At 50.5% G+C, this 22864-nt stretch carries 21 protein-coding genes and 1 pseudogene; 5 read left to right on the forward strand and 17 right to left on the reverse strand.

Annotated features, from left to right (window positions below):
• Positions 1 to 51: 51 nt before the first annotated feature.
• Positions 52 to 249, forward strand: coding sequence for a hypothetical protein (locus AC0J5I_RS00765; protein WP_475302152.1), 198 nt, complete (start codon positions 52 to 54; stop codon positions 247 to 249).
• A gap of 126 nt (positions 250 to 375) precedes the next feature.
• Here the strand turns inward: AC0J5I_RS00765 and AC0J5I_RS00770 are convergent, their stop codons facing one another.
• From AC0J5I_RS00770 to AC0J5I_RS00850, 17 genes and pseudogenes are all read right to left on the reverse strand, one after another.
• Entirely contained in the window at positions 376 to 2043 is a 1668-nt protein-coding gene (locus AC0J5I_RS00770) for a right-handed parallel beta-helix repeat-containing protein (RefSeq protein ID WP_475302156.1), read from the reverse strand.
• A 70-nt stretch (positions 2044 to 2113) separates the two neighbouring features.
• The gene (locus tag AC0J5I_RS00775; RefSeq protein ID WP_475302160.1) at positions 2114 to 3118 is read right to left on the reverse strand and encodes an LCP family glycopolymer transferase; all 1005 of its coding nucleotides are present in this window, start codon (positions 3116 to 3118) and stop codon (positions 2114 to 2116) included.
• An 82-nt stretch (positions 3119 to 3200) separates the two neighbouring features.
• Complete coding sequence (locus AC0J5I_RS00780) at positions 3201 to 4556, reverse strand: leucine-rich repeat domain-containing protein (protein ID WP_475302165.1); 1356 nt, start codon at positions 4554 to 4556, stop codon at positions 3201 to 3203.
• 307 nt (positions 4557 to 4863) lie between these two features.
• Positions 4864 to 5418: pseudogene (locus tag AC0J5I_RS00785) on the reverse strand (MFS transporter); the annotation flags it as partial.
• Positions 5419 to 5606: 188 nt separating this feature from the next.
• Positions 5607 to 6518, reverse strand: a complete 912-nt coding sequence (locus tag AC0J5I_RS00790; RefSeq protein ID WP_475302170.1) for an AEC family transporter — start codon at positions 6516 to 6518, stop codon at positions 5607 to 5609.
• Positions 6519 to 6691: 173 nt separating this feature from the next.
• Complete coding sequence (locus AC0J5I_RS00795) at positions 6692 to 7510, reverse strand: carbonic anhydrase (RefSeq protein ID WP_475302173.1); 819 nt, start codon at positions 7508 to 7510, stop codon at positions 6692 to 6694.
• A 190-nt stretch (positions 7511 to 7700) separates the two neighbouring features.
• Positions 7701 to 9044, reverse strand: a complete 1344-nt coding sequence (gene bioA, locus AC0J5I_RS00800) for an adenosylmethionine--8-amino-7-oxononanoate transaminase (RefSeq protein WP_475302178.1) — start codon at positions 9042 to 9044, stop codon at positions 7701 to 7703.
• A 10-nt stretch (positions 9045 to 9054) separates the two neighbouring features.
• A complete protein-coding gene (gene bioD / locus AC0J5I_RS00805; protein WP_475302182.1) occupies positions 9055 to 9432 on the reverse strand; it encodes an ATP-dependent dethiobiotin synthetase BioD in 378 nt (125 codons plus the stop codon).
• Positions 9332 to 9748: an ATP-dependent dethiobiotin synthetase BioD gene (gene bioD / locus AC0J5I_RS00810; protein WP_475302186.1), complete on the reverse strand. Its 417-nt coding sequence runs from the start codon at positions 9746 to 9748 to the stop codon at positions 9332 to 9334. The genes bioD (AC0J5I_RS00805) and bioD (AC0J5I_RS00810) overlap by 101 nt, the downstream gene beginning before the upstream one ends.
• A complete protein-coding gene (gene bioB / locus AC0J5I_RS00815; protein WP_475302190.1) occupies positions 9741 to 10712 on the reverse strand; it encodes a biotin synthase BioB in 972 nt (323 codons plus the stop codon). Before bioB ends, bioD (AC0J5I_RS00810) begins: the two co-directional genes overlap by 8 nt.
• 19 nt (positions 10713 to 10731) lie before the next feature.
• The gene (locus AC0J5I_RS00820; protein ID WP_475302194.1) at positions 10732 to 11337 is read right to left on the reverse strand and encodes a biotin transporter BioY; all 606 of its coding nucleotides are present in this window, start codon (positions 11335 to 11337) and stop codon (positions 10732 to 10734) included.
• A 249-nt stretch (positions 11338 to 11586) separates the two neighbouring features.
• The gene (locus AC0J5I_RS00825) at positions 11587 to 12573 is read right to left on the reverse strand and encodes a LacI family DNA-binding transcriptional regulator (protein WP_107995728.1); all 987 of its coding nucleotides are present in this window, start codon (positions 12571 to 12573) and stop codon (positions 11587 to 11589) included.
• Between the two features lie 454 nt (positions 12574 to 13027).
• On the reverse strand, positions 13028 to 14353 hold the full coding sequence (locus AC0J5I_RS00830; protein WP_475302200.1) for a DEAD/DEAH box helicase: 1326 nt from the start codon (positions 14351 to 14353) through the stop codon (positions 13028 to 13030).
• A gap of 75 nt (positions 14354 to 14428) precedes the next feature.
• A complete protein-coding gene (locus AC0J5I_RS00835) occupies positions 14429 to 15436 on the reverse strand; it encodes a Gfo/Idh/MocA family protein (RefSeq protein WP_475302205.1) in 1008 nt (335 codons plus the stop codon).
• Positions 15437 to 15642: 206 nt separating this feature from the next.
• Positions 15643 to 16344 (reverse strand): DNA-3-methyladenine glycosylase family protein, encoded by a 702-nt coding sequence (locus AC0J5I_RS00840; protein WP_475302209.1) that lies wholly within the window; start codon positions 16342 to 16344, stop codon positions 15643 to 15645.
• Positions 16345 to 16499: 155 nt separating this feature from the next.
• Positions 16500 to 17414: an aldo/keto reductase gene (locus tag AC0J5I_RS00845; protein ID WP_107995723.1), complete on the reverse strand. Its 915-nt coding sequence runs from the start codon at positions 17412 to 17414 to the stop codon at positions 16500 to 16502.
• A gap of 141 nt (positions 17415 to 17555) precedes the next feature.
• Positions 17556 to 18431, reverse strand: a complete 876-nt coding sequence (locus AC0J5I_RS00850) for a metallophosphoesterase (RefSeq protein ID WP_475302214.1) — start codon at positions 18429 to 18431, stop codon at positions 17556 to 17558.
• Between the two features lie 245 nt (positions 18432 to 18676).
• Here AC0J5I_RS00850 and AC0J5I_RS00855 point away from each other — a divergent pair, with 245 nt between their 5' ends.
• From AC0J5I_RS00855 to AC0J5I_RS00870, 4 genes are all read left to right on the forward strand, one after another.
• Positions 18677 to 20164 carry a DUF1538 domain-containing protein gene (locus AC0J5I_RS00855; protein WP_475302219.1) on the forward strand — a complete coding sequence of 496 codons (1488 nt, stop codon included), beginning with the start codon at positions 18677 to 18679 and terminating at the stop codon, positions 20162 to 20164.
• Complete coding sequence (locus AC0J5I_RS00860; RefSeq protein WP_475302223.1) at positions 20165 to 20830, forward strand: P-II family nitrogen regulator; 666 nt, start codon at positions 20165 to 20167, stop codon at positions 20828 to 20830.
• A 397-nt stretch (positions 20831 to 21227) separates the two neighbouring features.
• Positions 21228 to 22118, forward strand: coding sequence for a transporter substrate-binding domain-containing protein (locus tag AC0J5I_RS00865; protein ID WP_107995719.1), 891 nt, complete (start codon positions 21228 to 21230; stop codon positions 22116 to 22118).
• A gap of 29 nt (positions 22119 to 22147) precedes the next feature.
• Positions 22148 to 22828, forward strand: a complete 681-nt coding sequence (locus tag AC0J5I_RS00870; RefSeq protein ID WP_107995718.1) for an amino acid ABC transporter permease — start codon at positions 22148 to 22150, stop codon at positions 22826 to 22828.
• Positions 22829 to 22864 lie beyond the last annotated feature (36 nt).

Genomic DNA, 22864 nt, shown 5'->3' on the forward strand with positions numbered 1-22864 from the left:
TAAAATAAATACAAATAGCGACTTGATATATGTATGGGAGTTTTTTTGACCATGACTATAACTGAAAAAACGTCTGAGAAATTTGATGATTTGACGGCTCAGACCGGCAACACTGGCATCGCTTTTGCGGCCATCTTTACCGACGACAACAAGAAATATCTGTCCACCGATCTGATGTATGAAACAAACGTTTCTGCGGATCATTGGGCATACGAGGTCGAGCTGATTGGGATGCGGGCAATCCGGTGAATATACCCGCGGCATGCAAAAAAACTTCTAACTATTCTGAACGATTAGCTGGAAGTTTTTTTATTTGTAGTCGGGAACGGTTGGCACCCGCTCCTCCGGAGATATCCAGGTAGAGTCTTTCATCCATCATTCAAATACTTTCCACTCAGCTGCGACCGGATCGCTGCTGACGGCGACCCACTCCGAAGGCGAACCTACAACCTCCGTATACAGTCGAGCAGTATCACCTTTGAAGGCAGGGACATCTGACTTCGTCGGATCAGCGGTCACATAGATCAAACGATCACTGACGATTTTCGTCGTGCCGATCTGGCCTGCGCCGGCATAGCCGGCTTGCGAACTGTCCAACACCATATTCTTGAAAGTGACGGTCGCATAGGGTTTTGTATTCATATAATCCAAAAAGCGAAACGGGGTCACCGTTTTGGTGCCATACTCCACATTATCCAAGACGAAATTTTCGATCCGCGCCCAAGAGAGCGGCTGCATCGAGACCGCGGTTTCTGTGTCAAAATATACATCATTCAAGTAGCTTTCAGCCACGCCGAAATTGAAGTAGCCGGTAGTGAAACCGCTGCGGAACGTGCAGTCGTGGAGCGTCAGTTTACCGTAATAACCTTTCAGGGCGACGACTTTCTTTTCCGTCTTCAGCAAATCTCCCGCATCCGCGCGTTCGAAAATGCAGTCATTGAAAGTCGTTTGGTAGTCGTCCTTAGGCAGTTCATCGAAGATGTCGATGACGCGCACCATAACCCCATTCACATCTTTCGTCATGCTTGGGGTCACTGTGAAGGTTACGTCGTTGAACGTGCAGTTGGTGGCGTTAATCACTTCCACATTGCCGAGTATTGAGCGCTCGACCGTGATGTTGTTTTTGAAACCGTAAATCACCGTCGTACCACCGATGACTGTCGAATCGGTCATTTTTACAACGGACCCCTCTTGTGTCCCCAAGTCGACGTCGCTGTACGCCAGCATCCGCTCGATTGTCAGGTTTGTTTTACCGGGAGGTTTGGTATCGATTTCGATATCGATCGCTTTACCGAACTGCCCTTTTTCAGCGTGATAATCCGTCACAGTGATATTTGTAGGCGTTCCACTGGCGACGATGCCCCCCCGGAAACAATTGATTGCGGAACAGCCGGTGATTTCCACAGAAGCATTTGTATAAATATGCACGCCATCTGCACACCAATTCTGGAACGTACAATTTAGGACCTTGCCACGTAACATACCATCTTCTGCTGTCGAACCAGCAAACAAGATCCCGAACTGTTGCTCTTTCTCATAGTTTAAGAAGTCTCCCTGTTTCCAGGCGTTCCCATCAAAGGTCATACCTTCAAAAATCAGATAATCGGAGTCCTCAGAATCTTCCCATTGCCGATATTGGGTCGTGAACATCCTAGTAAATTTGGGTTGATCGTCTGCCAAAATGAAAGTTGCCCCATAGCCTACGAGCCGAAGTCCTGCCTCAACATTTACCGACCGCAGGATATAGGAACTTCCGCTTGGAAAGAAAAGGTCCCTATCATTTTCGATGCAATAGTCGACCGCCCGCTGAATTCTGTCAGTATCGTCTTTTTCCGTCTCTCGCTTCGGGAAATCTTCAATGCTGACTTCCGATCCATCCACCTGCACGTAGGACTGTTGGGCATTGTTGACCGAAAATGTTACACCCTCAATAGATTCCAGTCGAAGTTGCGTTACTTGGATCCACTGGACAAAATTAGGCATTTGGCTATTGAGAAACACCAGCAGCAGGAACGGCAGCAGCATGGCCATCCGTTTATTCATCTACGTTCCCCCTTTCAGAGGTACAGCCCCGCCTAATATCCACTAGCCATTTGGCAGCCTTGCCGCCTGTCTATTCCAATTCCAATTCGGTCTGCAATAGATCATGGACGCGCGTCAGTTCGGTTTCTTCCACAAAGTTATAGTAGATATCGTTCATCATCCCGCCCGTACCATCGAGTTGTTGTTGTTCGATGTTGCCGACTGCACCGAGGTAATCTTGGTTTTGGAGCGCGTAGAAATCGGGCATTTGGAAGCTTGTTTGCATATTAGCTGAAAGGGAGTCTAAGACAGTCTGATAGTTCAGCAAGGTTTCCGGTGTCGCTAATTTTCGGATGACGCCTTCGATGACCTGGCGTTGCCTGCCTTGGCGACCGGTATCGCCGGCTGGATCTTCATAGCGCATGCGTGAGAACGCCAATGCTGCTTCACCATCCAGTTGGTTCGTTCCCTCGACGAATTCAAAATCGTTTTGATTGAAGGCAAGTGGGCTCTCGACGGTGATGCCGCCGACAGCGTCAACGATTTCTTGGATACCGGCCATGTTGACCATCACGTAGAAATCGACGGGGATGTCCAGCATTTGCTGCACGGTATTGATCGACATCGTTGTGCCGCCTAATGCATAAGCGTGGTTGATTTTGTCCGAAGTGCCATTGCCGACGATTTCAGTGTACGTGTCGCGCGGGATGCTCAATAGTGTGGTTTTTTGGGTGTGCGGATTGATAGTGATGACCACCATAGAATCGGAACGGCCCTGATCCGTGCGGCCCAGGTCTCCTGTGTCGACTCCCAACAACAGGATGGAAACCGGCTCTCCAGCTTCCAGAAGTTCCGAAGGCGTCATTGCATCAGCTTCGGCCTGACTTTCTTCATCAGTCGCATCCGAGGAATCGGCTACAGTAACGGTATTTGTTGTCCGTAAGGTCTCGGCTGCGACAGGCGTGTAGGCTATGTCCATAGTGTCTTTCACATTTGCATAAATCGAGTAGGCATACCCGAGGATCCCGATCACCAGAATTGCAAAGATGCTGCCGACTATTTTCAAACCTTTTTTGTTTTCTTTATTCGATCGCATTTTTTTCTCCTCTCCTCTCCTTTGAAAACCATCCATAAGATAATTGTTTTTTTATTACATTTCCAGTTTTGTCCTGATGTGCTCATTCTGCGTGCCAACTGATGTCGCAGTCCGGCAGAGCGTTCTGAAGTATTTCTTGTTGTTCGGCGTTGATGCCGGCCTTACTGATATTCAGTTTCCCCAACTTAGCCAAGCCCGACAAAGGTGCAATATCACTGATTGGATTTCCCTTCAAATCGAGGTACCAAAGCTTGGTTAAATTCGCTAATGCGCTGGTATTGCTTATTTGATTTCCTGATAAATTCAGATGTCTTACTTTGGTGAGACTGGCCAGGCTGTCGATGGTGCTGATCCTATTCTGGGCCAGATCGAGGTAGACCAATTCCGTCAAGTTGGCCAATGCAGCGACGTCGCTCACTTGCGCCCCACTGATTTCGAGATGTGTCAGCTGGGTCAATTCAGCCAAACTGCCAATATCCTCAACTTGGGTGCCTTTCAAATCCAAGCGTGCCAGCTTTTTCAGGCCTGTGAACGGCGAAAGGTCGCTTATATTGGTGCCATTCAAGTTGAGCGTCAACAAATTTCCGAGCCTCGCAAACGAGCTTGTATCGGCTATTTCAGTACCACTCATATTCAACTCCATCAGTTGCGTCAAATCCGCTAAGGCTGCGGCGTCACGTATAGGCGTGTCGTTCATTTCCAAGACGGTCAGCTGAGTCAAGCCGGATAGCACCGTGATATCTTTGACTTTGGTATTCCCTAGGCTCAGATAGCGTAACTGAGTCAAACCTGCCAATTCGCTAACATCTTCCACTTCGGTGTTACCCAGCTTCAGAGACTGTAGGCTGGTCAATTCGGCTAACGGGCGGATATCAACGACTTGTGTGTCATTCAGATAGAGCACCTCAAGTTGCTTCAATCCGGCAAGTGCTGTGATGTCCTCCAATTGATTATTGTTGAGATAAAGGGTTTTTAGTCTCGCCAAATCCGTTAAAGCTATGATGTCGTTGACTTGGGTGCGGCTGATATCGAGATATTCCAGTTGCGTCAACCCTGCTAGCGCGCTGATGTCATTGATTGGCGTGTCATTCAGGTGGAGTATCCGCAAATTCGTGAAATATTCAATCCCGCTGATCGTGCCGATATCCTTATTGCCTAAATAGAGGGCATCAACCGACTCGATATCGCTTGTAGTCAGGTCGCCTTCTTCTTTGCCGATCAGCTTGCGGACATAAACTTCCATATCTTCATCGGCAAAAGTCAGAGAAACGTTTTGTGCTGCTGTTGTTTTGCCTGATTCTCTTTCCGCTGTGTTTTCAGATTGTCTTGTGCTCTCTTGCCTGCTTTTTTCTGGATCTTGGCCTAATTCCATTTTTTCGGCGCAGCTCGCCAAAAAAATCAAGGTAAAGAGGATCACCAGTATCTTTCTATTTCTCATATTAATCACTCCTCAAAAATGTGCATTGGAGCTGATGATGGAATCCAATATGGCTTAGATTCTCTCAGGAGATAGTCATGTGAACTTGGGTACGTTATAACATGATTATAAGCCTCCTATGCTCAGATCGCTAACTTTAGGGGCTTCTTAACATAGACACTTATTGGCAAATTTTATGCGACAACTATTTTCATTCAGAAAAATAGCCCGCGTTTTGGAGAACATCACTCCTCAACGCGGGTTATTTTCAATGAAATTTCTACTGGACAGTTTCCGTAGCAAGCTTGGTCGCGGATTTCCTGAGTGCTTAGACGAGGCTCAAGCCCAGTCCCATCAGGACGACAGCGATAGCGACATAGAAGGCTTTCGTGAAGTCGCCATTGTTCGCAGCAGCCAATGATGCCGTCACTTTCGGAGCAACGAAGGCAGCGCTCGAAAAACCGATGAAGACGATACCGTAGTTGACACCCTGATTCGCCGGGCCAAAATTATCCATGACCAATCCGGGGAAGACGCCCATCACACCGCCGAAGCAGAGCCCCAATGTGACAATTCCGACAGCGAAGACCCACACTTGGTTGACGCTTACAAGCAGTATGAAGGCAAAAATGATGGCACTGTAAATGATGATGACTGCGCGGATTTGGCCGATGCGATCAGAAATCGCGCCCCAGAATACCCGGCCGGACGTGTTGCTCAAGGAATAGAGGCTGACATAAGCGGCTGCGGCCGTTGCCGATAAACCGAACATGGACTGCCCGATCAGCGATGCATTCGAAGCGATCATCAGACCGGAAAAGGCACCCATCGCGAACATCAGGATCAACAAATAGAAAGGCGGGGTTGCCAACATTTCTTTCCAGTTTTTGCTTGCGGTGATGACTTTTGTTGGAGCTGTAGACTTTCCCTGGAACGCAGCCTCTTTAGGAACAATTTGTTTGGGAGCTGAGCGGAGTGCGCCGACCCCCAAAAATTAGACCTAAAAAGTCCAACTTTTGGGGGTCGCTATACAGAAACGGATGGTTTTGATTTTTTTCATTTTGACATTTTTTATCCCATGACCGCCAAAACGAGCGGCAGTGCAAAGATTCCGATCAAGATGGAGACGGAATTCATGAAGGCGGAGGTTTCGACGTCCCCGCCCGCTTCGTCGGTGAATCCGGTCGCCATGGATGCGATCGGCGAAAAGAACAGCATGCAGAGGATCGTCTTCACGACCATTGAGACCGGCAGGAAGAGCACGGTCAGGATGGAGAAAATCAGCGAAAAGCCGTAACGGATGGCCAAGTATTTGAAAGCCAGCTTAAAGCGGTGCGCATCCAAGCCCAATTCCAAACCGATACCGATCATCAGCATCGCCAGGAAAGTATTGGCGCCGCCCACAGTTGACGTAAAGGTGATGACTGCATCCGGCAATTGCAGCCCTAAGAGGCGCATCAACAACAGAATCAAGTAGGTATCGAACAGCGGCGAAAGGAACATGAGCTTGAGAAAGCCGCCTAAGGTCGTTTTTTGTTTCTCATCCGCCACCGACCGGGACCAACCATAGCCGATTCCGGCAGCGCCGAAAGAATTGCCGACATCGAAAAGGGATGCGAAAATGATCGACTGCGGGCCCATCAATCCGGCAATATATGGCATCGCAAAGGCCCCGACATTGTAGCTGCCGAGGTTGATGATTCCGAAAGCCTGCGCTACTCCGCCTTTCCGCTGATTCACCAGATAGCCGGTGATTTGCAGGACCAAGTTAGCGAGGAGGCCGATTGCGGTCAAAAACAGCAGATTGTAGGTGATGTTGAACGTGTTGAAACTGGTGATCAGTGCGCAGGGCAACGTGATCCGCAGTACGATTTTCGAAAATTTTGGAAAATCATCCGCACTTACCCACCCAATCCGTTTGATGACGTAGCCGATCACGATGATCAAAATCAGTGATGCGGCTTTTGCTGCTATTTCCCCCATTACGTTCCCCCTGCTCGCGTCTTTCCTTCAATTATAACAAAAAAATGCCATTGCATCCGATCTTTCTGTATTTTGTAATCGCGTTACGGTTTTCTTTGACTCCGGGCTGGGAATTGAAAAAAGTTCCACCTGCCCCAATACGAATGGGGAGAGGGAACTTTGAAAAAGGCTTGTTATTCTTCGTACTTCAAAATGGAACGTTCGCCCAATGGTTGGACCTCTCTATTGTTGCCTTCATAATATTCGTTGAAGGCAACAATCTGTTCCGCAGATACCTCAACAGGATTCGCCATCACATACCACTCGACATTTTCGGTCAGCGGCGGTGTGGTCAAGGAGCCTAGGTAATGGTAATAACTTTTGTTGGCGGGAAGCAGTTCAGCAACATTCAGGCTGAGTCCGCTCGCAACAGCAGATTCTTCGTTTGCCTGCACATCATCCAAAATCGCTTGAAAGGCCCCATTTTCTGCACCTTCTTTAAAGAAGACCGCGATGACCGCCAAGCGTCCGTCCTGTGCCTTGTGGACAAAATGCAGCTCGATCGGGAAATTTTCCCCATTTTGAGTATGCTCACTCGGGGAATGCAGATGGAATTGCTTCAGCTCAAAACTGCGTCCGGCGATCGTCGCTTGGCCGCCGTCTTCAATTTCGATACTGTGCCCGTTGTCGACCACATCGATGATCTCTTCCGCATAGTCCAATGTCAGGGAGCCGTCCGTGATCATCGATTCTGCTGCACTCGTCTCGATATTGATTGGGGATTGCATCTCGCCGGATTCGAAGTCCCATTCATCCTGGTTCTCGTAATCCAACTGTTCCTCAGTGGCTGGTTCGGTTGTTTCTTCAACTACCGCTTCAGAAGTCTGTTCCGTTGTCGTTAGGACGCTGCTTTCCGCTGCCACCGTTTCTTCTTGGCCGCAGCCGCTCAGTCCCAATAGGGTGAATGCCCCCAGAACTGCCAAAACTTTTTTATACCCTCTTGCATCATTCATTTTTTCTTTTCCTCCTCTAACGCAATATCCACTTATTATATAATAATTCACAATTAAATTATTAAATCAATTTGGAAAAACAACAAATCAACAGAGGGTCCCTTTCGTTCTCTGCATTCAAAAGGATATTGCGGTGAGAGGACTGGCGGGGCTATCCCGTCCCATGTGCGGTTTTGGATGCCGTCAACAACTAGCTGCCAAGGACTGCCTCGATGGCCTCGGCGCAGAGGACGACTGCTTCATCCAGTTCGGCTTCGGAAATCGTCAACGGCGGATTGAAATAGAGCACATTTCCGAGTGGGCGCAGGATCAGCCCCTTCTCCAAAGCCTTTTTGTAGATCTGATAGCCGATCCGCAGATCCGCGTCGAACCCGGTCTTCGTCTGCTTGTCGGTCACCAGTTCGATGGCGTGGATCAGGCCGATATGGCGGATTTCGCCCACATTCGGGTGATCCAGCAGCGATTCGTTCAGCCGCTGGGTCAGATAGTGAGCGCGGATCGCGGCTTTTTCGAGGATCCGCTCTTCGCGGAGCACCTTCTGGACCGCCAGCGCCGCGGAGCAGCCAAGCGGATTGCCGCTGTAGGTGTGACTGTGCATAAAAGCCTTGCCTTCGCTGTATTCAGCATAGAAAGCATCATAGATTTTGTCAGTCGTGATCGTGATCGCCATGGGTAGGTAGCCACCAGTGAGACCTTTGGAGACGCACATGATGTCGGGGCTGACGCTGGCATGGTCGAAGGCGAACATTTTGCCGGTCCGTCCGAATCCGGTCGCGATTTCGTCGGCAATCAGCAGGACGCCGTAGCGGTCGCAGAGTGCACGCAATTTTTCCAGATACAGCGGCGGATAAATGCGCATGCCCGCACTGCCCTGCACCAAAGGCTCGACGATCATGGCGCAGGTTTCGGCTCCGTACTCCACGAAAGCTTTTTCGGCGTAGTCGAAGCATTCGCAATTGCAGCTCTCCCGATTTTTCTGGAACGGGCAACGATAACAATCCGGCGCCTGGATCTGATTGGTGTCCATCAGCATCGGCTGGTACATTTTGGCATACAGATCCATGCTCCCGACCGCCAACGCACCCAAAGTTTCGCCGTGGTATCCCTCCGTCAGGCACATGAATTTTGTCCGCTCCTTGTGTCCGGTCTGGTATTGGTACTGGAAACTCATCTTCAGCGCGCATTCCACTGCCGCTGATCCATTATCGGAAAAATTGAACTTCGAGAGCCCGGCCGGGATGATTTCCATCAGTTGTTCGCATAAGACAATCGCTGGTTCATGGGAAAAGTTTGCGAAAATCACATGCTCCAGCCGCCCAATTTGGTTGATGAGCGCTTCATTGATCGTTGGGTTGCAGTGACCAAGCAGGTTGCACCACCACGAGCTGACGATGTCAAGGTAGGCTTTACCTTCTTTGTCATAAAGATAGACCCCTTCGCCCCGGTCGATGATGATCGGCTTGAGCTCCTCATAATCCTTCATCTGTGAGCAAGGGTGCCAGATGTATTTCAGATCCTTTTCGACTAAATCCATGCGACCGCCCCTATCCATACAATACCGCCAGCGTCGCTGCATCGATGTCGATGGCTGCTTCACCCTTTTTCACGCAGGCGATGACGGGCACGCGGGTGAGGATTTCGACCATTTTCTTGTTGTCGCGCATCATCGCATCGGCCGCGTCATAACGGTTCAGGATGATCCCTTTCACCGGGATGCCGCGCCTTTTCATGTAGTCGACTGTGAGCACGGTCGCATTGATCGTGCCGAGGCCGGCATCCGCGACGACGAGTGCGCCCAGCCCCAAAGCCGTGATGACATCCTCAAGCAAAAGCTGCGCATCGTTGTCGTAGCGGAGCGGGCAGACGATGCCGCCGCTGCCTTCCATCGTCACGTAGTCGTAATCTGGCCAGCGCTTGCTCATAGGCGGCCATCACGACCGCCATCTTGACGGGATTGCCCTCCAGCTTCGCAGCCAAGTGCGGCGATACGGCCTTTTCATAGACGTAAGAGACGAAATTCTCGGCTTCATCTTCGGCGATCCCCGCGACATACGCAACGTATCCCGCATCCCCCGCGCGGAAGCCTGCCGCTGTCTTTTCGACTCCGCTGAGCGCTGCCTTGTAATATCCAGCGGAATGACCGGCTTCGCGCAATTTTTTGACGATTAGCGCCGTGACATAAGTCTTCCCGACATCCGTGCCGGTCGCAGTGACGAACAACCCTTTTCCATCAGTCATCGCTCAGGACCACCTCGTAACCGAGTTCGCTCAGCATGCGCATGTCCTGCTCAATCGTGATGCCGTCCGTCGTCAGCATATCGCCGGAAATAGCCGCATTGGCGCCGGAAAGGAAACACTGTCTGCCTTTATCCCCAAGCAGCCCCCTTCCGCCGGCCAACCGAATATAAGCATCGGGAGCCAGCATCCGGAAAATCGCGATGATGCGGCTCATCTCGTCATCGCTGACGACTTCGTTTTCCTCGAACGGCGTGCCCGGGATGGGATTCAGCAGGTTGACCGGTATCGAGCGGATGCCCATTTCGCGCAGGTCGATGACCATATCGATGCGGTCCTCCATCGTTTCGCCCAAGCCGATGATGCCGCCGCTGCAGACGGTCAGACCGGCCTGTTGCGCGGCACGGATGGCGGCGATCTTGTCGTCGTAGGTGTGGGTCGTGCAGACATTCGGGAAATTCCTTCGCGAAGTTTCCAGATTATTGTGGACGCGCATCAATCCTGCCTGCTTCAGTTTGGCGAATTCCGTTTCCTCCAAAAGCCCGAACGATCCGCAGAGCGCGATGTCCGATTCCTTTTGGACGGCTTCCAGACTTTCGCAAACCTTGTCCACTTCCTTGCTGGACAAGGCCCTGCCCGAGGTCACGATGGAATAACGCAGCACGCCGCGCTCTTCATTGTATTTGGCTTGTTCGACAATCGTTTCCGATCCGATGAGCGAGTAGGCATCCACTTTCGTGCGGTAATAGCGGGATTGGGCGCAGAACTTGCAGTTTTCCGAGCATTTTCCGCTCTTGCTATTGATGATCGTGCAGACATCGAACACATTTCCACAGAAATGCTCGCGCACCTGATTGGCGGCTGCGCATAGTTCTTCGAGCGGCACTTCCGTCAAAGCCATAGCTTCCTCCTTAGTGAGGCGTCCGCCGGCGTAAAGCTTGTTTTTGAATATTTCCATTGTCGTCATTTCCACTGTCCTCCCTTTTCTAAAGCCCTTTTCTGATGACCGGAATCAGCCGTTTTCCGAGCGACGCGCCTAGGATGCACAACGCAATATCTCCCGGCACGGACAAAAGGAAACCGTACAGGAACAGCGGTCCCATCGCAATCGGGGCACCGATGACATAATTACAGATGATGTAATAATAGATCAGGCCGAACACATACACGATGCCGAGGCCGGTCAAGCTGGCCAGCAACAGTCGCTTGAACGACGGCTGCGTCACCTTATGCGCGATTACACCGGTCACATAGGTGCCGACGCAAAAGCCGATCAGATACCCGAAGCTCGGTTTCAGAATATAGCCGATGCCGCCGCCTTCAGCGAACACAGGCAAACCGGCCAGCCCCATCAGGACATATAGTGACACGCTTGTTGCCCCGAGCCTTCCGCCCAGCAATACGCCAGCCAGCATCGTGAAAAGGAACTGCAGTGTGAACGGCACAAGCGGAACCGGCACGCGGATAAAGGCGCCGACCGCGATCAGTGCAGCGAATAAGGCGCAGAGGACCATTTCCTTCGTTGTCAGTCTTCTGCTGGCCCGCTCTTCATTTTTTACGGATAATACAGTCTCTTTTTCGCTCATCATCATTCTCCATTCATTCTGATATTGTACTTGCCTCAATAATTACATAGGCGCAAAACTATGTCAACTATATAAATATCATGGGTTACAATGAAAAAGACGGAGAAAACGTGCGAGCTATCCATTTTGGGCATTTTAGGATCGGTTATTCGGGTTTGTATTTTTTCCGTGTTATTGCGGACGGCTCAAAAAACGACACCCCAGCATTAGTTTGCTTGGGTGTCGTTTTTTGTTGTTTATTGATTCTTGCATATGCTATGGCTGATCATTTTTTTGGGTCGATTCCCTGATCAACAGCTCATTATCCAATGTTTGGATTTGGGCGACTTCTTTTTTCAAGATCAATTCCATCAGGATTTTCGCCGCCAGTTCGCCGGACTCCTGAAAAGGATAATGGACCGTTGTGATGCGCGGATAGACCGCTTCGGTGATTTCGTAACCACCAAAACCCGCCAAGGAAAGCTGATCCGGTATTTCGATCTGCAGTTCGTGGGCTGCGCGCATGATTCCGATCGCGATGTTGTCGGTCGCGCCGATCACGAAAGTCGCTTTTGATTGCGGCAGGATTTCCAGTGCCTTCTCGTAGGCGTCCTTCATGGCAAAGCTCGTTTTGACGAAGGTATAGTCGATGTCGTGGCCTTCGAAAGCCAGCTCGATGCCGTGGCGACGGGTCACCCCGACCGCTTTATCGGATTCGTCGACCCCGAAGACAAGAATGTTCCGGTGCCCGTTTGCCACCGCGTAGGCCCCGACCGAATGGCCCGCCTTCTCGTCATCATGGATGATGCAGTGGAAATCGGGATGCGATTGCCCGACGATGACGACGGGAACATCAGCATCTTCGAACGCCTTCACATGAGCCGGCGTGATGGCCGCCGCGAAGAAGACGATGCCGTCGACGCGCTGCTTCGCCAAGGTGGAGATGGCTTCAATTTCGCGCTCGCGGCTCTGATCCGCATTCGTGATCAACAGTTGGTTTTTGGAAAGGCGCAGACTGTTCTCCAAGCCCCGCAACGCTTCATTCGTCGCAAAGGAATTCAGACGCGGAATGATCGTCCCGACCATGTGCGTGCGCTTCGCTTTCAGGCTTTGGGCAAATTTATTCGGTTTATAGTCGTTCTCGGCGACGATCTCATCCAGCTTCGCCTTTGTTTTTTCGCTGACCGCCCCGCCGTTCAGATAGCGGGAAACGGTACTCTTCGCCACACCGGCCATTTTGGCGATGTCATTGATGGTGACCATGGATAGCGTCCACCCCTTTCTTGTGCTGCATAGCGGACTTTGTTCCGTATCCGTATACAAAATGATTCTCTGTCTTTGATTATACAGGTGTGAGGGGGGCGCCGCAACGGACCGGGGAGAAAATCTGGCTATTGGGCTCGCGGATTGGCGAGCCGCGTGGACTTGTGGGACTGGGTCGCCCGGCTGGCCGGGGTTAGGGCCCCCATTTTGAGTGTCTGCTCCGACCAGGGGATGCGGCGCAGGAGGAGAGATCCGATGTTACCGGGCTCCTCCTGCGGCGACGGCCTCGCCGGAGCTGAGTACAGTTTGCGGGTGCTGTCCTCCGGCGAAAGCCGGCTTGGCCGGAGGTCCGGCCCGCATTCAAAAAAATGCAAAAATCCGCACGCCGCCGCGGACAGCCTACGCAAGCGCGGTTTGGGGCTGTCCTTCCGGCAGAATGCGGAAAATTCTTCAGTTATTCAGTTGGCTTTTGTTCTGTTGGCTTGCGGCGTGCGCCTTTGTTTTTCAGCGTTTTTGTGCGGACTTTTTTCTTTTTGATTTTCTTGGCTGGTATTGTTGGGGACGCCTCTTCCTCTTTCAAGGCAGCTTTTTTTTGGATTTTGGCTGCTTTGGCTGCGGCCGGTTTCTGCGCATCGCGGATGGCGTCACGTGATTCGCGGCTCGGAAGTTCGTTGACGAGCTCACCTCCGTAGATGAAGAATTCTTTTACTTCATCAGGATGCGGTGCGAAGCGTTTGATATCGCGACTGTTGCGGTCATTCACCAAGGACAGCACGACCCCTTTTTTGCCCATCCGGCCCGTACGCCCGGAGCGGTGCAGGTAAGTTTCCTTCGAAAGCGGCAGATCGTAATGGATGACGTAAGGCAGATCCTGGATATCGATCCCGCGGGCGGAAACGTCCGTCGTCAGCAGAAACGTCGCGTTGCCTTTGCGGAATTCATCCATGGCGCTCTTACGCTGTGCCTTGCCGTAATCGCTGTGCAGCATACGGACATTGATGTCCTCGAACTGCAGTTTCCCCGCCAAATAATCAAGTTCCTGCGTTGAGTTCACAAAAACGAGCGCCTGCATGCCTTCCAAGTTGCCCAAGCGGCGCAGCATCTCAGCACGCTTTCGCGTCGGCGCCTCGATGAAGCCATGGACAGTCTGGTCCATGAATTGACCTTCCTTGGTCGTGTCGAACCAAAGCGGCTCCGTGTTGAACCATTTCTGGATATCCTTCAGGTTTTCGCTGTTAGTAGCCGAAAAGAAACCCATCTGGCGGGATCCCGGCGTTTTTTTGATCAACTCGCGCAAGGCACTCAGATGCTCTTCCTGCATCAAGTAATCCGCTTCATCCAAGATGACCGTCTTGATGTTGTGCAGTCTGAGTTTTTTTTGGTTGGCCAATTCCAGCAATCGTCCCGGTGTTCCAACCACGATTTCTGGCTTTTCTTTCAACTTGTCGATCTGACGGCCTACGTTAGCACCACCGATGATCACTTGCGCGGTCAAGTCTTTCAGGGACCCCCATTCCGCCAAAACGTGCCCTACTTGGTGCGCCAATTCCTGCGAAGGCACGAGCACCAACAATTGCAATTCCTTGTTGGCATCCGTTTTTTGCAGCAACGGGATGGCATAAGCCAAGGTTTTACCGGTACCGGTCGGCGATAGGCCGACGACATCTTTGCCTTCCATCAACGGTTTGAAGACATTCTCTTGGATCGGTGTCGGCAACTGAAAACTCATCTCGTTCCAGTATTTCTCGAATGGCATTGCCATTTCTTCCATCATCATCATTTATTTCCTCATTTCTTATAGTGCAGCCTGTTCTTGGGCTGCGGTGCATGGCTCGCTCGGAAGCATCCGGCTGACCTACGCCTCATCTAAATCCGCTGGGTAAACGATGCCCGCTTTTTTGCGCAAAGCTTCCATTGTCCGGTTGACGTCTCGGCTAATCTGCGTCCAACGTTCATAGTCTTCTATAGTATCAGGATTTTCCGGATCATTCAAGACGCGCGCGAATGCACGGACTTCGTCATCCATGAAATGTCCTGAAGCTTTTTCGGCTAATTGGTACCGTTCATTGGTGTCACCGTCCATCAATTCGACAGATTGGATCAAATTGACGCCATCGAGAATCAACGTTTTTTTGCCGCTGTAGATTTCCGAATCAGCGAAGGAATTGTAGATTTTCGACGCGTGCAGGCTGATTGTGAAATATGGATATTTCAACAGCGATGTGCCGGCTCCATCCACGCCTGTCTGGATTTTCTTGGCGGCATAATCGACTTCCTCGGGCACGCCGAACCAAGCGATGGCGGCATACAGCAAGTATACGCCCAAATCGGAGAGCGCCCCGCCGGAAAAAGCGAGCGAGAAGATGTTCGGTTCCTCGCCGGCCAAGACCTGATCATAGCGGGAGGAGTATTTGGCATATGTGAAGCTGGCGCCGTCGATTTCGCCCAATTTGGCGATTTCATTCTTGACTAGCGCGAAGTTCGGTTCATGAAGATGGCGGGCTGCTTCAAATAGGAAGACATTGTTGGCTTTCGCTGCAGAGAAGGCTGCCTCCCATTCTTTCGTGTTCGAGAAGACCGGCTTCTCGACGATAAGATGCTTGCCGTTCGCAATGGCCGACATAGCTTGCTCGTAATGGAGGCTGTTCGGCGATGCGATGTAGATGGCATCCACTTCATCCAAGGCTGTGAATTTATCCAACTCCGTGACGAACAAATCCGCGCCGTAGCCCTCGCCGAAACTCTGGGCGCTGAACTGGGTGCGGCTGTAGACCGCTTTTATTTCAAATTGTCCGGATGCTTTAGCCGCTGTCGCGAATGCATGCGCAATGCTGCTCGTTCCGATGATGCCTAATCTGATCATGGCTTTATCCCCTCACTCACTGTTTTCTTTTGAACATTCTATTCCTATTCTACACTAATCAGGGGTGGATTGCTTAGCGATACCATTTTTTTAAGGCGCGGAATGACTGTTTTTTTTCGGGTGGGTTGGGCTTTCGTCCGGTTACTGCAAACCGCAATAGAAGTAAAAACAGCATCCCGATGCAGATGGGATGCTGGCGTTATACCTTATAATAGCTGCTTTTCCGCCCGTTTCAATTCTTGACGTTGCTTCAGGCGTTTCTTCTTTTCGGCTTCCGTCAGCGGCGCATAGTCCTTCAGATCCGGCAGGACGCCGACGGACACTTCCCACAGATAGAGGCTCGCGATCGAACCGTATGGCACGTAACGCCGTATATATTTTTGGAACAACGGTTTCGTGATTTTGCGGTGATGGTACACCATCCGCAGTCCGCGATGGATGGCGAGGTCGTCCCAGCTCAAAACATCCTGACGACCCATCGAAAAGATCAGCAGCATCTCGGCGGTCCATTTGCCGATGCCGCGCAGTTGCGACAGCTCGGCGATGACCGCTTCGTCACTCATGTTTTTCAACGCCTCCAGATTGCATTCGCCGGAAAGGACTTTTTCAGCTGCTTCACGGATATAGGTCGCTTTGCGGGTCGACAAGCCGCACTGCTGGATTTCTTCGACGCTCGCTCGGCAAATATTCTCCGGCGTGATCGCCCCGAAAGCGGCAAGCATCCTTTTCCAGACGGTCTCTTGGGCCTTCATCGAAATCTGCTGGCCGACGATATTATTGATGAGCGCCGAAAACAGATCTTCATCGATTGGCCGTTCGATGGGCCCAATCCGGTCGATGATGTCCGCCAAAATCGGATCTCTTGCCTTCAGATAGCGGATCGCTTCTTCATCATAATAATAATTCATCTTATCCATCCTTGTTCTGCATATTTACAACCATTATATCATTTTTGCGACATCCTCATAGCAATGGGACCCTAGTTTTCCGTGACCAATGTTCAAAGTGTTCAAAGTCAAAATAAAGCCAAGGACCCGAAAGTCCCCAGCTCTATCATTTTTTATTAAACAGTCTTATGCGTATCAGCAGTCTTATGCGTTTTAAGAGCCTTATTTGTATCGAACCCGATGCGTTTGCCCAAGTTGTGGTCTTGGTGGCCTTTTTCGAAATTAGTTGGCTTTTGGATGCGCGTGATCATTTCCATTTCCTGATCGGTAAGGGTGAAGTCGAAGATGTCGATATTTTCTTTCATGCGATCGGCATCCTTCGTTTTTGGAATAGGAATGAGGTCACGTTGCACACACCATTTCAATACAACCTGCACCGGCGTCTTGCCATATTTTTCACCGATCTTGATGACTTTGCTTTCCGAGATGACCCGGCCTTTTGCCAATGGGCTGTAAGCCATGGTCACGATATTGTTGTCATAACAGAAGTCATCGACGACTTCCATATTGTTGTAAGGGTTAATTTCAAGTTGGTTTACTGCTGGTTTGATCCGGCAATTTTCCAGTAACTGTGTCAGATCGCCGCGCATGAAATTGGAAACACCGATACTGCGGACGATTCCGGAGTCTGTGGCATCTTCTAAGGCTTTCCAGGTTTCAGCATTGACACTGTCACTTTCGCTAGGCGAATGAATCAGGAATAAGTCGATGTATTTCAGTCCGAGACGGTCGTAGCTTGCTCGAATCGCTTCCGTTGCTTTCTCAAAGCCCATGTCGTCTTTCCAGATTTTGGTGACGACGAAGATATCATCTCTGGAAATGCCACCGTTGATCGCTTTTTGGATACCGCGGCCTACGCCGACTTCATTTCCATACATGCTGGCTGTGTCAATCAGGCGGTACCCACGCATGATGGCCATGAAGACTAATTCTTCCGCTTCATCATCGCTCACATTCCAAGTGCCGTATCCGATTCCGGGGATTGTAAAACCATCATTCAGAGGCATTCTGTCCATTAAGCTCTTCACCATGATAACCCACACTCCTTCTACTTATTACCTTAAGTGTAACGCAATTCCGCCAGAAACACAAAAATTATTAATGCGCTTTCATAACAAACCGGAGGGAACGCTCTTCCCTCGCCGCTTCGGGGGTAATTAGAACGAGTGCCCCTAGTGTGCTTTGGAAACCAAGCCATTCGTCAAAGTCACGACGACCATTTCCGGTCGGTTGTTGATGCGGAACGGGAATGAAGCCCCGCCGATTCCTCGACTGACGACCAGTTTTTTTTCCTGATCTGTCGGCAACAGATAGACTCCTTCGGTATGCTGCGGCATCCGTCCTTGGCCTGGAGCGTAAAGGCCGCCCAGTCTAGGGATGCGGATTTGACCGCCGTGCGCATGGCCGGCAAACGTGATGTCAGCTGATTTCTCCGGATTGATATGGTACTTCAGGAAATGTTCAGGCCGGTGCGCCAGCAAAAGGCGCGTCTGGCCTTGCCAATCTTTGCGGAGCTTGATTTTTTTCAGGAAATCCTTCGTGATTTTCTGGATGGCTGCGCTTTTGTCGCTCAAACCCATGATGACGATAGGCTTTCTGCCTTTCGCCAGGACGCTGATTGCTTCATCGTCCAGAAATCGGATTCCTGTTTTCTTGTAAAGATCCAACGCAATGTGGAACATAGGCGAATGGCGGTCATGGTTGCCGTTGATGACATAGGTCGGTGCAATCGCCGCCAATTTCCGGAACAGCTTTTCCGCCACCGCGGGATCAAAAGGATGATCCCCTTGAATCTGGTCGCCGGTCAGAAAGATGAAGTCCGGTTCCGCTTCTTTGGTCATGTCGATCAGCTTGCTTAGATCGATTTTCTCTTTAGGCAGATGGAGATCAGAAAGCTGGACGATCTTCAGCCCTTCGTTTTCCGGCGCAAGGTTCTTTACCGGAATCGTGTACTCGGTCTTCTGAATCCAAGTATTTTGGAGATGCAGATAGGCCGCTGCGCCCGCCAAAACGGCAGTCTTCAGCAGGCTTTTGTTTTTTATGCTCATATTAATCATCCTTCATGAAACCCTATAGTTTCTTTTATTCTAATGCTTTGGAGCGCTTCCGTCAAAGTAAAACGTTTGGCTCTTGTAGCCGTCGGAGCAAGAAGAATTTTCTGAGAACATCGGGATATTGCCCGATGACCTTCAAACAGGTGTGTTTTACTTCCTATTTCATAGTAGTCATGTTATGTTTAATATATGAATATTACTCTTCAACATTATAACATCACTAGGAAAGGATTGAATCTATGCGTATATTTACAGAAAAATTAAGGGAAGTCCTGCAGTCCGTACTGCCAATTACGTCGCTTGTCGTCCTGCTCCACTTCACTTTAACGCCGCTCGAGACAATCGACCTGCAGCGGTTCTTGTTCGGCGCGTTATTGATCATCATCGGCCTGTCCATTTTCCTTTTCGGAGTTGATCTCGGCATCACACCGATCGGGAAATTTCTCGGAAGAGGCTTGGCCCGCAGCAACAGCATGAAATACGTGCTCGGGATGGGGCTTGTGCTCGGCTTTTTCATCTCGATCGCAGAACCGGATCTGCATATTTTAGCGACGCAAGTCTCCGAGGTCACGAACGGCATGTATCCAAAAAATCTGCTCTTGGTGGTCGTTTCTGTCGGCATCGCCGTGATGCTGACGATCGGCCTTTTCCGGATTGTTTACCGTTATCCGCTGAACAAAGCGTTCACTTTCCTCTACCTCGCCATCTTTGGCTTGGCTTACTTCAGCACAAACGACCTGTTCGCCATCGCTTTTGATGCCTCGGGATCGACCACCGGTGCTTTGACCGTACCGTTTATGTTGGCATTGGCGGTTGGGGTTGCATCCCTGAACCGGCGGACGCAATCAGCTGAAGAGGACAGCTTCGGCCTGGTGGGGATCGCTTCAGCCGGCGCCATTTTGGCCGTATTGATACTGGGTTTGTTCGTCCGCTCCGATGAACCACTCTCGGGTTCGATACCTGCCAGCACGGCTACTGTAACCCACTGGCTTGCGCCTTTCCTGCATGAGTTGCCGAAGATTGCGGGCGAAATCTTGTTGGCCGTTTCGCCGATATTGATCATTTTCGTGCTCAACCATGTTTTCTTTGCGGATGAAAAACTCTCGAAGCATGCTTTCCGTCGTATTTTCTTAGGGATGGCTTATCTGTTTGTCGGGTTGGTGCTTTTCCTGACCGGAGTGAATGCCGGTTTCATGGAAGTCGGACGCAAACTCGGCATGCTGATCGCCGGGATGGACAGCTCCATTCCGGTTCTGGTCGTCGGATTTGTGCTGGGGGTATTGGTCATTTTGGCGGAACCTGCAGTATATGTATTGACGCATCAAATAGAAGATGTTACAACTGGATATGTTAAGCGCGGTATCGTGCTGGGTTTCCTATCCATTGGAGTCGGGCTGGCCGTCCTGTTGTCGGTCGTGCGTGTACTCGTCCCTTGGCTGCAACTGTGGCACTATCTCGTCCCCGGCTATCTGATCATCCTTGCCCTCTCCTATAAAGTTCCGAAGCTGTTCGTCGGGATCGCTTTTGATGCGGGAGGCGTTGCTTCAGGGCCGATGACGGCCACTTTCATTCTGGCGTTCATCCAAGGGGTCGCGGAAATCACACCGGATGCTAATGTACTCTTGGAAGGTTTTGGGATGATTGCGATGGTGGCAATGATGCCAATCATCTCGCTGCAATTATTAGGCGCCATTTACCAGCGCAACAGTGTAAAGGAGGGTCTTTGATTGACCAAACAAGTTGAAAACACACGATTCTACGATATCATTTTTGTCGTCGTCAACATCGGAAAAGCCAGCCGAGTGCTTGAAGAAGCGAAAAAAAGTGGCATCACTGGTGGGACCATCATGCGTGGTTCCGGAACGGTTTCCAGCGCTTTATTGCGCACCATCGGTTTTTATGAAGTTAAAAAAGAGATCCTCTTTATGGTCTGCGCGCGAGAAAAGACGCAGACCACAATCGAACACATCAGCTCACTCTTCCATTTCGAGTTGCCGAATCGCGGCATCCTCTTCACAAGTCCGGTTTCGCACTTGATGGGTACGCACGGTGAACGCTTGCATCTGGACGAAAAGGACGCCCGTCCGTTTGCCGATCATGAGGCTTTCTTTACCATTGTTCCCGCCGGTTTGGGAGACGAAGTCGTCGAAGCAGCGGCAGCGGCAGGTGCACGCGGTGGAACCCTTTTCCACGGAACTGGTGCTTTTGCGGAAAAATGTCGGAAAGTGTTCGGGATCGAACTGGATACCGGCAAGGATATCATCATGAACCTCGTCACTTCCGCTGTTGCTCCTGCTGTTGAATCTGCCATTGTCGAGCGGATGCAGCTGGATGTGCCCGGAAACGGCTTCCTGTTCAGCTTTGATGCCGAGAACGTCCGCGGCGTGCGTTAAAAGTACTACTATTGATAGTCAGACATGAAAAACCCAGATTGGTAATTGATACCGATCCGGGTCTTTTTGTTTTTCCTACGGGGGGCTTGGGAGGTTGTCCGATTCTTGCTGCTTATCGGACAACTTACAGGCTTTTCTTTTTTCAGTTACTTTCGTTGCATATTGCGGGAGCTGTTCCCCACTTCACAAACTGTTTTGCGAACTGTACCAACATCTCATGCGAATGTTCGGAACCACGCAACAAGACATGCTCATTTTGTTCAATCTTTCCGTTGAAAATTATTTATAACAGCATGTGAAACTGTATTATTTTTATGAATAAAACGGTTGCTTTCAGCCCGGATACGTGCTATCTTATGTCTAGTTCTTATTCGAGGAAAAAGGAGAGGTTTCACGGATGGTTAAGAAAAAGAGAGTATTATTTGGCGGTTTGACAGCATTACTAGGTTTGACTTTGGCGGCCTGCGGGAGCGGCGAAACAACCGACAGCAGCGTTACTGATACAGCGGTGTTAACTGATTCAGAAACAGCATGGGACAAGATCGAGGAAGCCGGCGTTTTGAAGGCAGCCACTTCTGGAACGCTTTACCCTAATTCTTATCACGACAAGGAAACCGACGAATTGACCGGTTACGAGGTGGAAATCCTCCGTGAAATCGCTGAGCGCATCGGCGTGGAAGTGGAATTCACAGAAATGGGCGTGGACGGCATGCTTACTTCCGTCAACAGCGGCGCAGTGGATGTTGCAGCATTCGGGATCGACCGCAATGGTGAAAATGCCGACAAATACAATTACACGACCCCTTACAAATATTCATTCGGAGCCATGGTCGTCCGCGAATCCGATAATTCCGGCATCGCAACGCTGGAAGATTTGAAAGGTAAAATCGCTGCCGGTGCGGCAACGACAACTTACATGAAAGTCGCGCGTTACTTCGGAGCGGAAGAAAAAATCTACGACAACGCGACAAACGATATGTACTTGTCTGACGTTGCGAACGGACGGACAGACGTTATCCTGAACGACTATTACGCACAAAAATTGGCGACTGCCGCATTGCCGGATATCCCTGTAAAAGTGCATGACATTTTCTACAACCCATCCGAAACCAATTTCTCCATCAAAAAAGGCAATGACGAATTGACCGATAAATTCAACGAAGCCTTGGACGAAATGCGTGCGGACGGCACTTTGGCGGAATTGTCGAAACAATTCTACGACGGTGCGGATGTGACTGTACAGATCGAATATGATTTCCCTGTGATTGACGTAAGCGAAGTAGAATAGAAACCGTAAAATAGAAAGGTGGGCAAGACATGTCAGGCATCCAATGGCAGTATATCTTCAATCCGGAATTGGCTCTCGACAGCCTTCCGTACGTCCTGAAAGGGATGGGCTATACACTTGGAATCGCGTTGACCAGCATGGTGAATGGCACGCTGCTTGGCTTTTTCCTTGCCCTCCTGCAGCTGGCCAAGTTGAAACCACTGCGCTGGCTGGCGCGGCTCTACATCTCCTTCATGAGGGGAACCCCCACTTTGGTCATTTTGTTCCTGCTCTACTTCGGCTTTCCGTTCATCGGCATCCAATTCACTGCCGTCACGGCGGCCATCATCGGCTTCAGTATGAGCTCGGCTGCCTACAGTGCGGAAATTATCCGCTCATCGTTGAATTCCGTCAACCACGGACAATGGGAAGCGGCCTATGCGTTGGGGCTGAAATGGTCATTCATTATGCGGAAAGTGATCGTGCCGCAAGCATTGCGGATTGCCATTCCGCCGATGAGCAATGTGCTGTTGGACCTGATCAAAGGATCATCTTTGGCGGCGATGATCACCGTTCCGGAAATGTTCCAGAACGCCAAGATCGTCGGCGGCCGCGAGTTCGACTACATGACCATGTACATCCTGGTCGCGCTCATCTACTGGGCAGTCTGCAGCGTCTTCGCTGCTTTCCAGACACGCATCGAGAAGAAATTATCTTTGTATGTGGAATGACAAAAGAGGCAACCTCATTTTTTCGAGGTTGCCTCT

It is taken from the genome of Trichococcus sp. TS_SC_9 (genome assembly GCF_056156325.1).

Excerpts from the sequence above, each read along its gene's own strand:
- AC0J5I_RS00790 (WP_475302170.1), bottom strand. The coding sequence starts at position 6,518 with ATGGGGGAAATAGCAGCAAAAGCCGCATCACTGATTTTGATCATCGTG.
- AC0J5I_RS00870 (WP_107995718.1), top strand. The coding sequence starts at position 22,148 with ATGTCAGGCATCCAATGGCAGTATATCTTCAATCCGGAATTGGCTCTC.
- bioA (WP_475302178.1), bottom strand. The coding sequence starts at position 9,044 with ATGGATTTAGTCGAAAAGGATCTGAAATACATCTGGCACCCTTGCTCA.
- AC0J5I_RS00780 (WP_475302165.1), bottom strand. The coding sequence starts at position 4,556 with ATGAGAAATAGAAAGATACTGGTGATCCTCTTTACCTTGATTTTTTTG.
- AC0J5I_RS00830 (WP_475302200.1), bottom strand. The coding sequence starts at position 14,353 with ATGATGATGATGGAAGAAATGGCAATGCCATTCGAGAAATACTGGAAC.
- AC0J5I_RS00845 (WP_107995723.1), bottom strand. The coding sequence starts at position 17,414 with ATGGTGAAGAGCTTAATGGACAGAATGCCTCTGAATGATGGTTTTACA.
- AC0J5I_RS00855 (WP_475302219.1), top strand. The coding sequence starts at position 18,677 with ATGCGTATATTTACAGAAAAATTAAGGGAAGTCCTGCAGTCCGTACTG.
- AC0J5I_RS00825 (WP_107995728.1), bottom strand. The coding sequence starts at position 12,573 with ATGGTCACCATCAATGACATCGCCAAAATGGCCGGTGTGGCGAAGAGT.
- AC0J5I_RS00835 (WP_475302205.1), bottom strand. The coding sequence starts at position 15,436 with ATGATCAGATTAGGCATCATCGGAACGAGCAGCATTGCGCATGCATTC.
- bioD (WP_475302186.1), bottom strand. The coding sequence starts at position 9,748 with ATGACTGATGGAAAAGGGTTGTTCGTCACTGCGACCGGCACGGATGTC.
- AC0J5I_RS00765 (WP_475302152.1), top strand. The coding sequence starts at position 52 with ATGACTATAACTGAAAAAACGTCTGAGAAATTTGATGATTTGACGGCT.
- AC0J5I_RS00850 (WP_475302214.1), bottom strand. The coding sequence starts at position 18,431 with ATGAGCATAAAAAACAAAAGCCTGCTGAAGACTGCCGTTTTGGCGGGC.
- AC0J5I_RS00865 (WP_107995719.1), top strand. The coding sequence starts at position 21,228 with ATGGTTAAGAAAAAGAGAGTATTATTTGGCGGTTTGACAGCATTACTA.
- AC0J5I_RS00820 (WP_475302194.1), bottom strand. The coding sequence starts at position 11,337 with ATGATGATGAGCGAAAAAGAGACTGTATTATCCGTAAAAAATGAAGAG.
- AC0J5I_RS00770 (WP_475302156.1), bottom strand. The coding sequence starts at position 2,043 with ATGAATAAACGGATGGCCATGCTGCTGCCGTTCCTGCTGCTGGTGTTT.
- AC0J5I_RS00795 (WP_475302173.1), bottom strand. The coding sequence starts at position 7,510 with ATGAATGATGCAAGAGGGTATAAAAAAGTTTTGGCAGTTCTGGGGGCA.
- AC0J5I_RS00775 (WP_475302160.1), bottom strand. The coding sequence starts at position 3,118 with ATGCGATCGAATAAAGAAAACAAAAAAGGTTTGAAAATAGTCGGCAGC.
- bioD (WP_475302182.1), bottom strand. The coding sequence starts at position 9,432 with ATGAGCAAGCGCTGGCCAGATTACGACTACGTGACGATGGAAGGCAGC.
- bioB (WP_475302190.1), bottom strand. The coding sequence starts at position 10,712 with ATGACGACAATGGAAATATTCAAAAACAAGCTTTACGCCGGCGGACGC.
- AC0J5I_RS00840 (WP_475302209.1), bottom strand. The coding sequence starts at position 16,344 with ATGAATTATTATTATGATGAAGAAGCGATCCGCTATCTGAAGGCAAGA.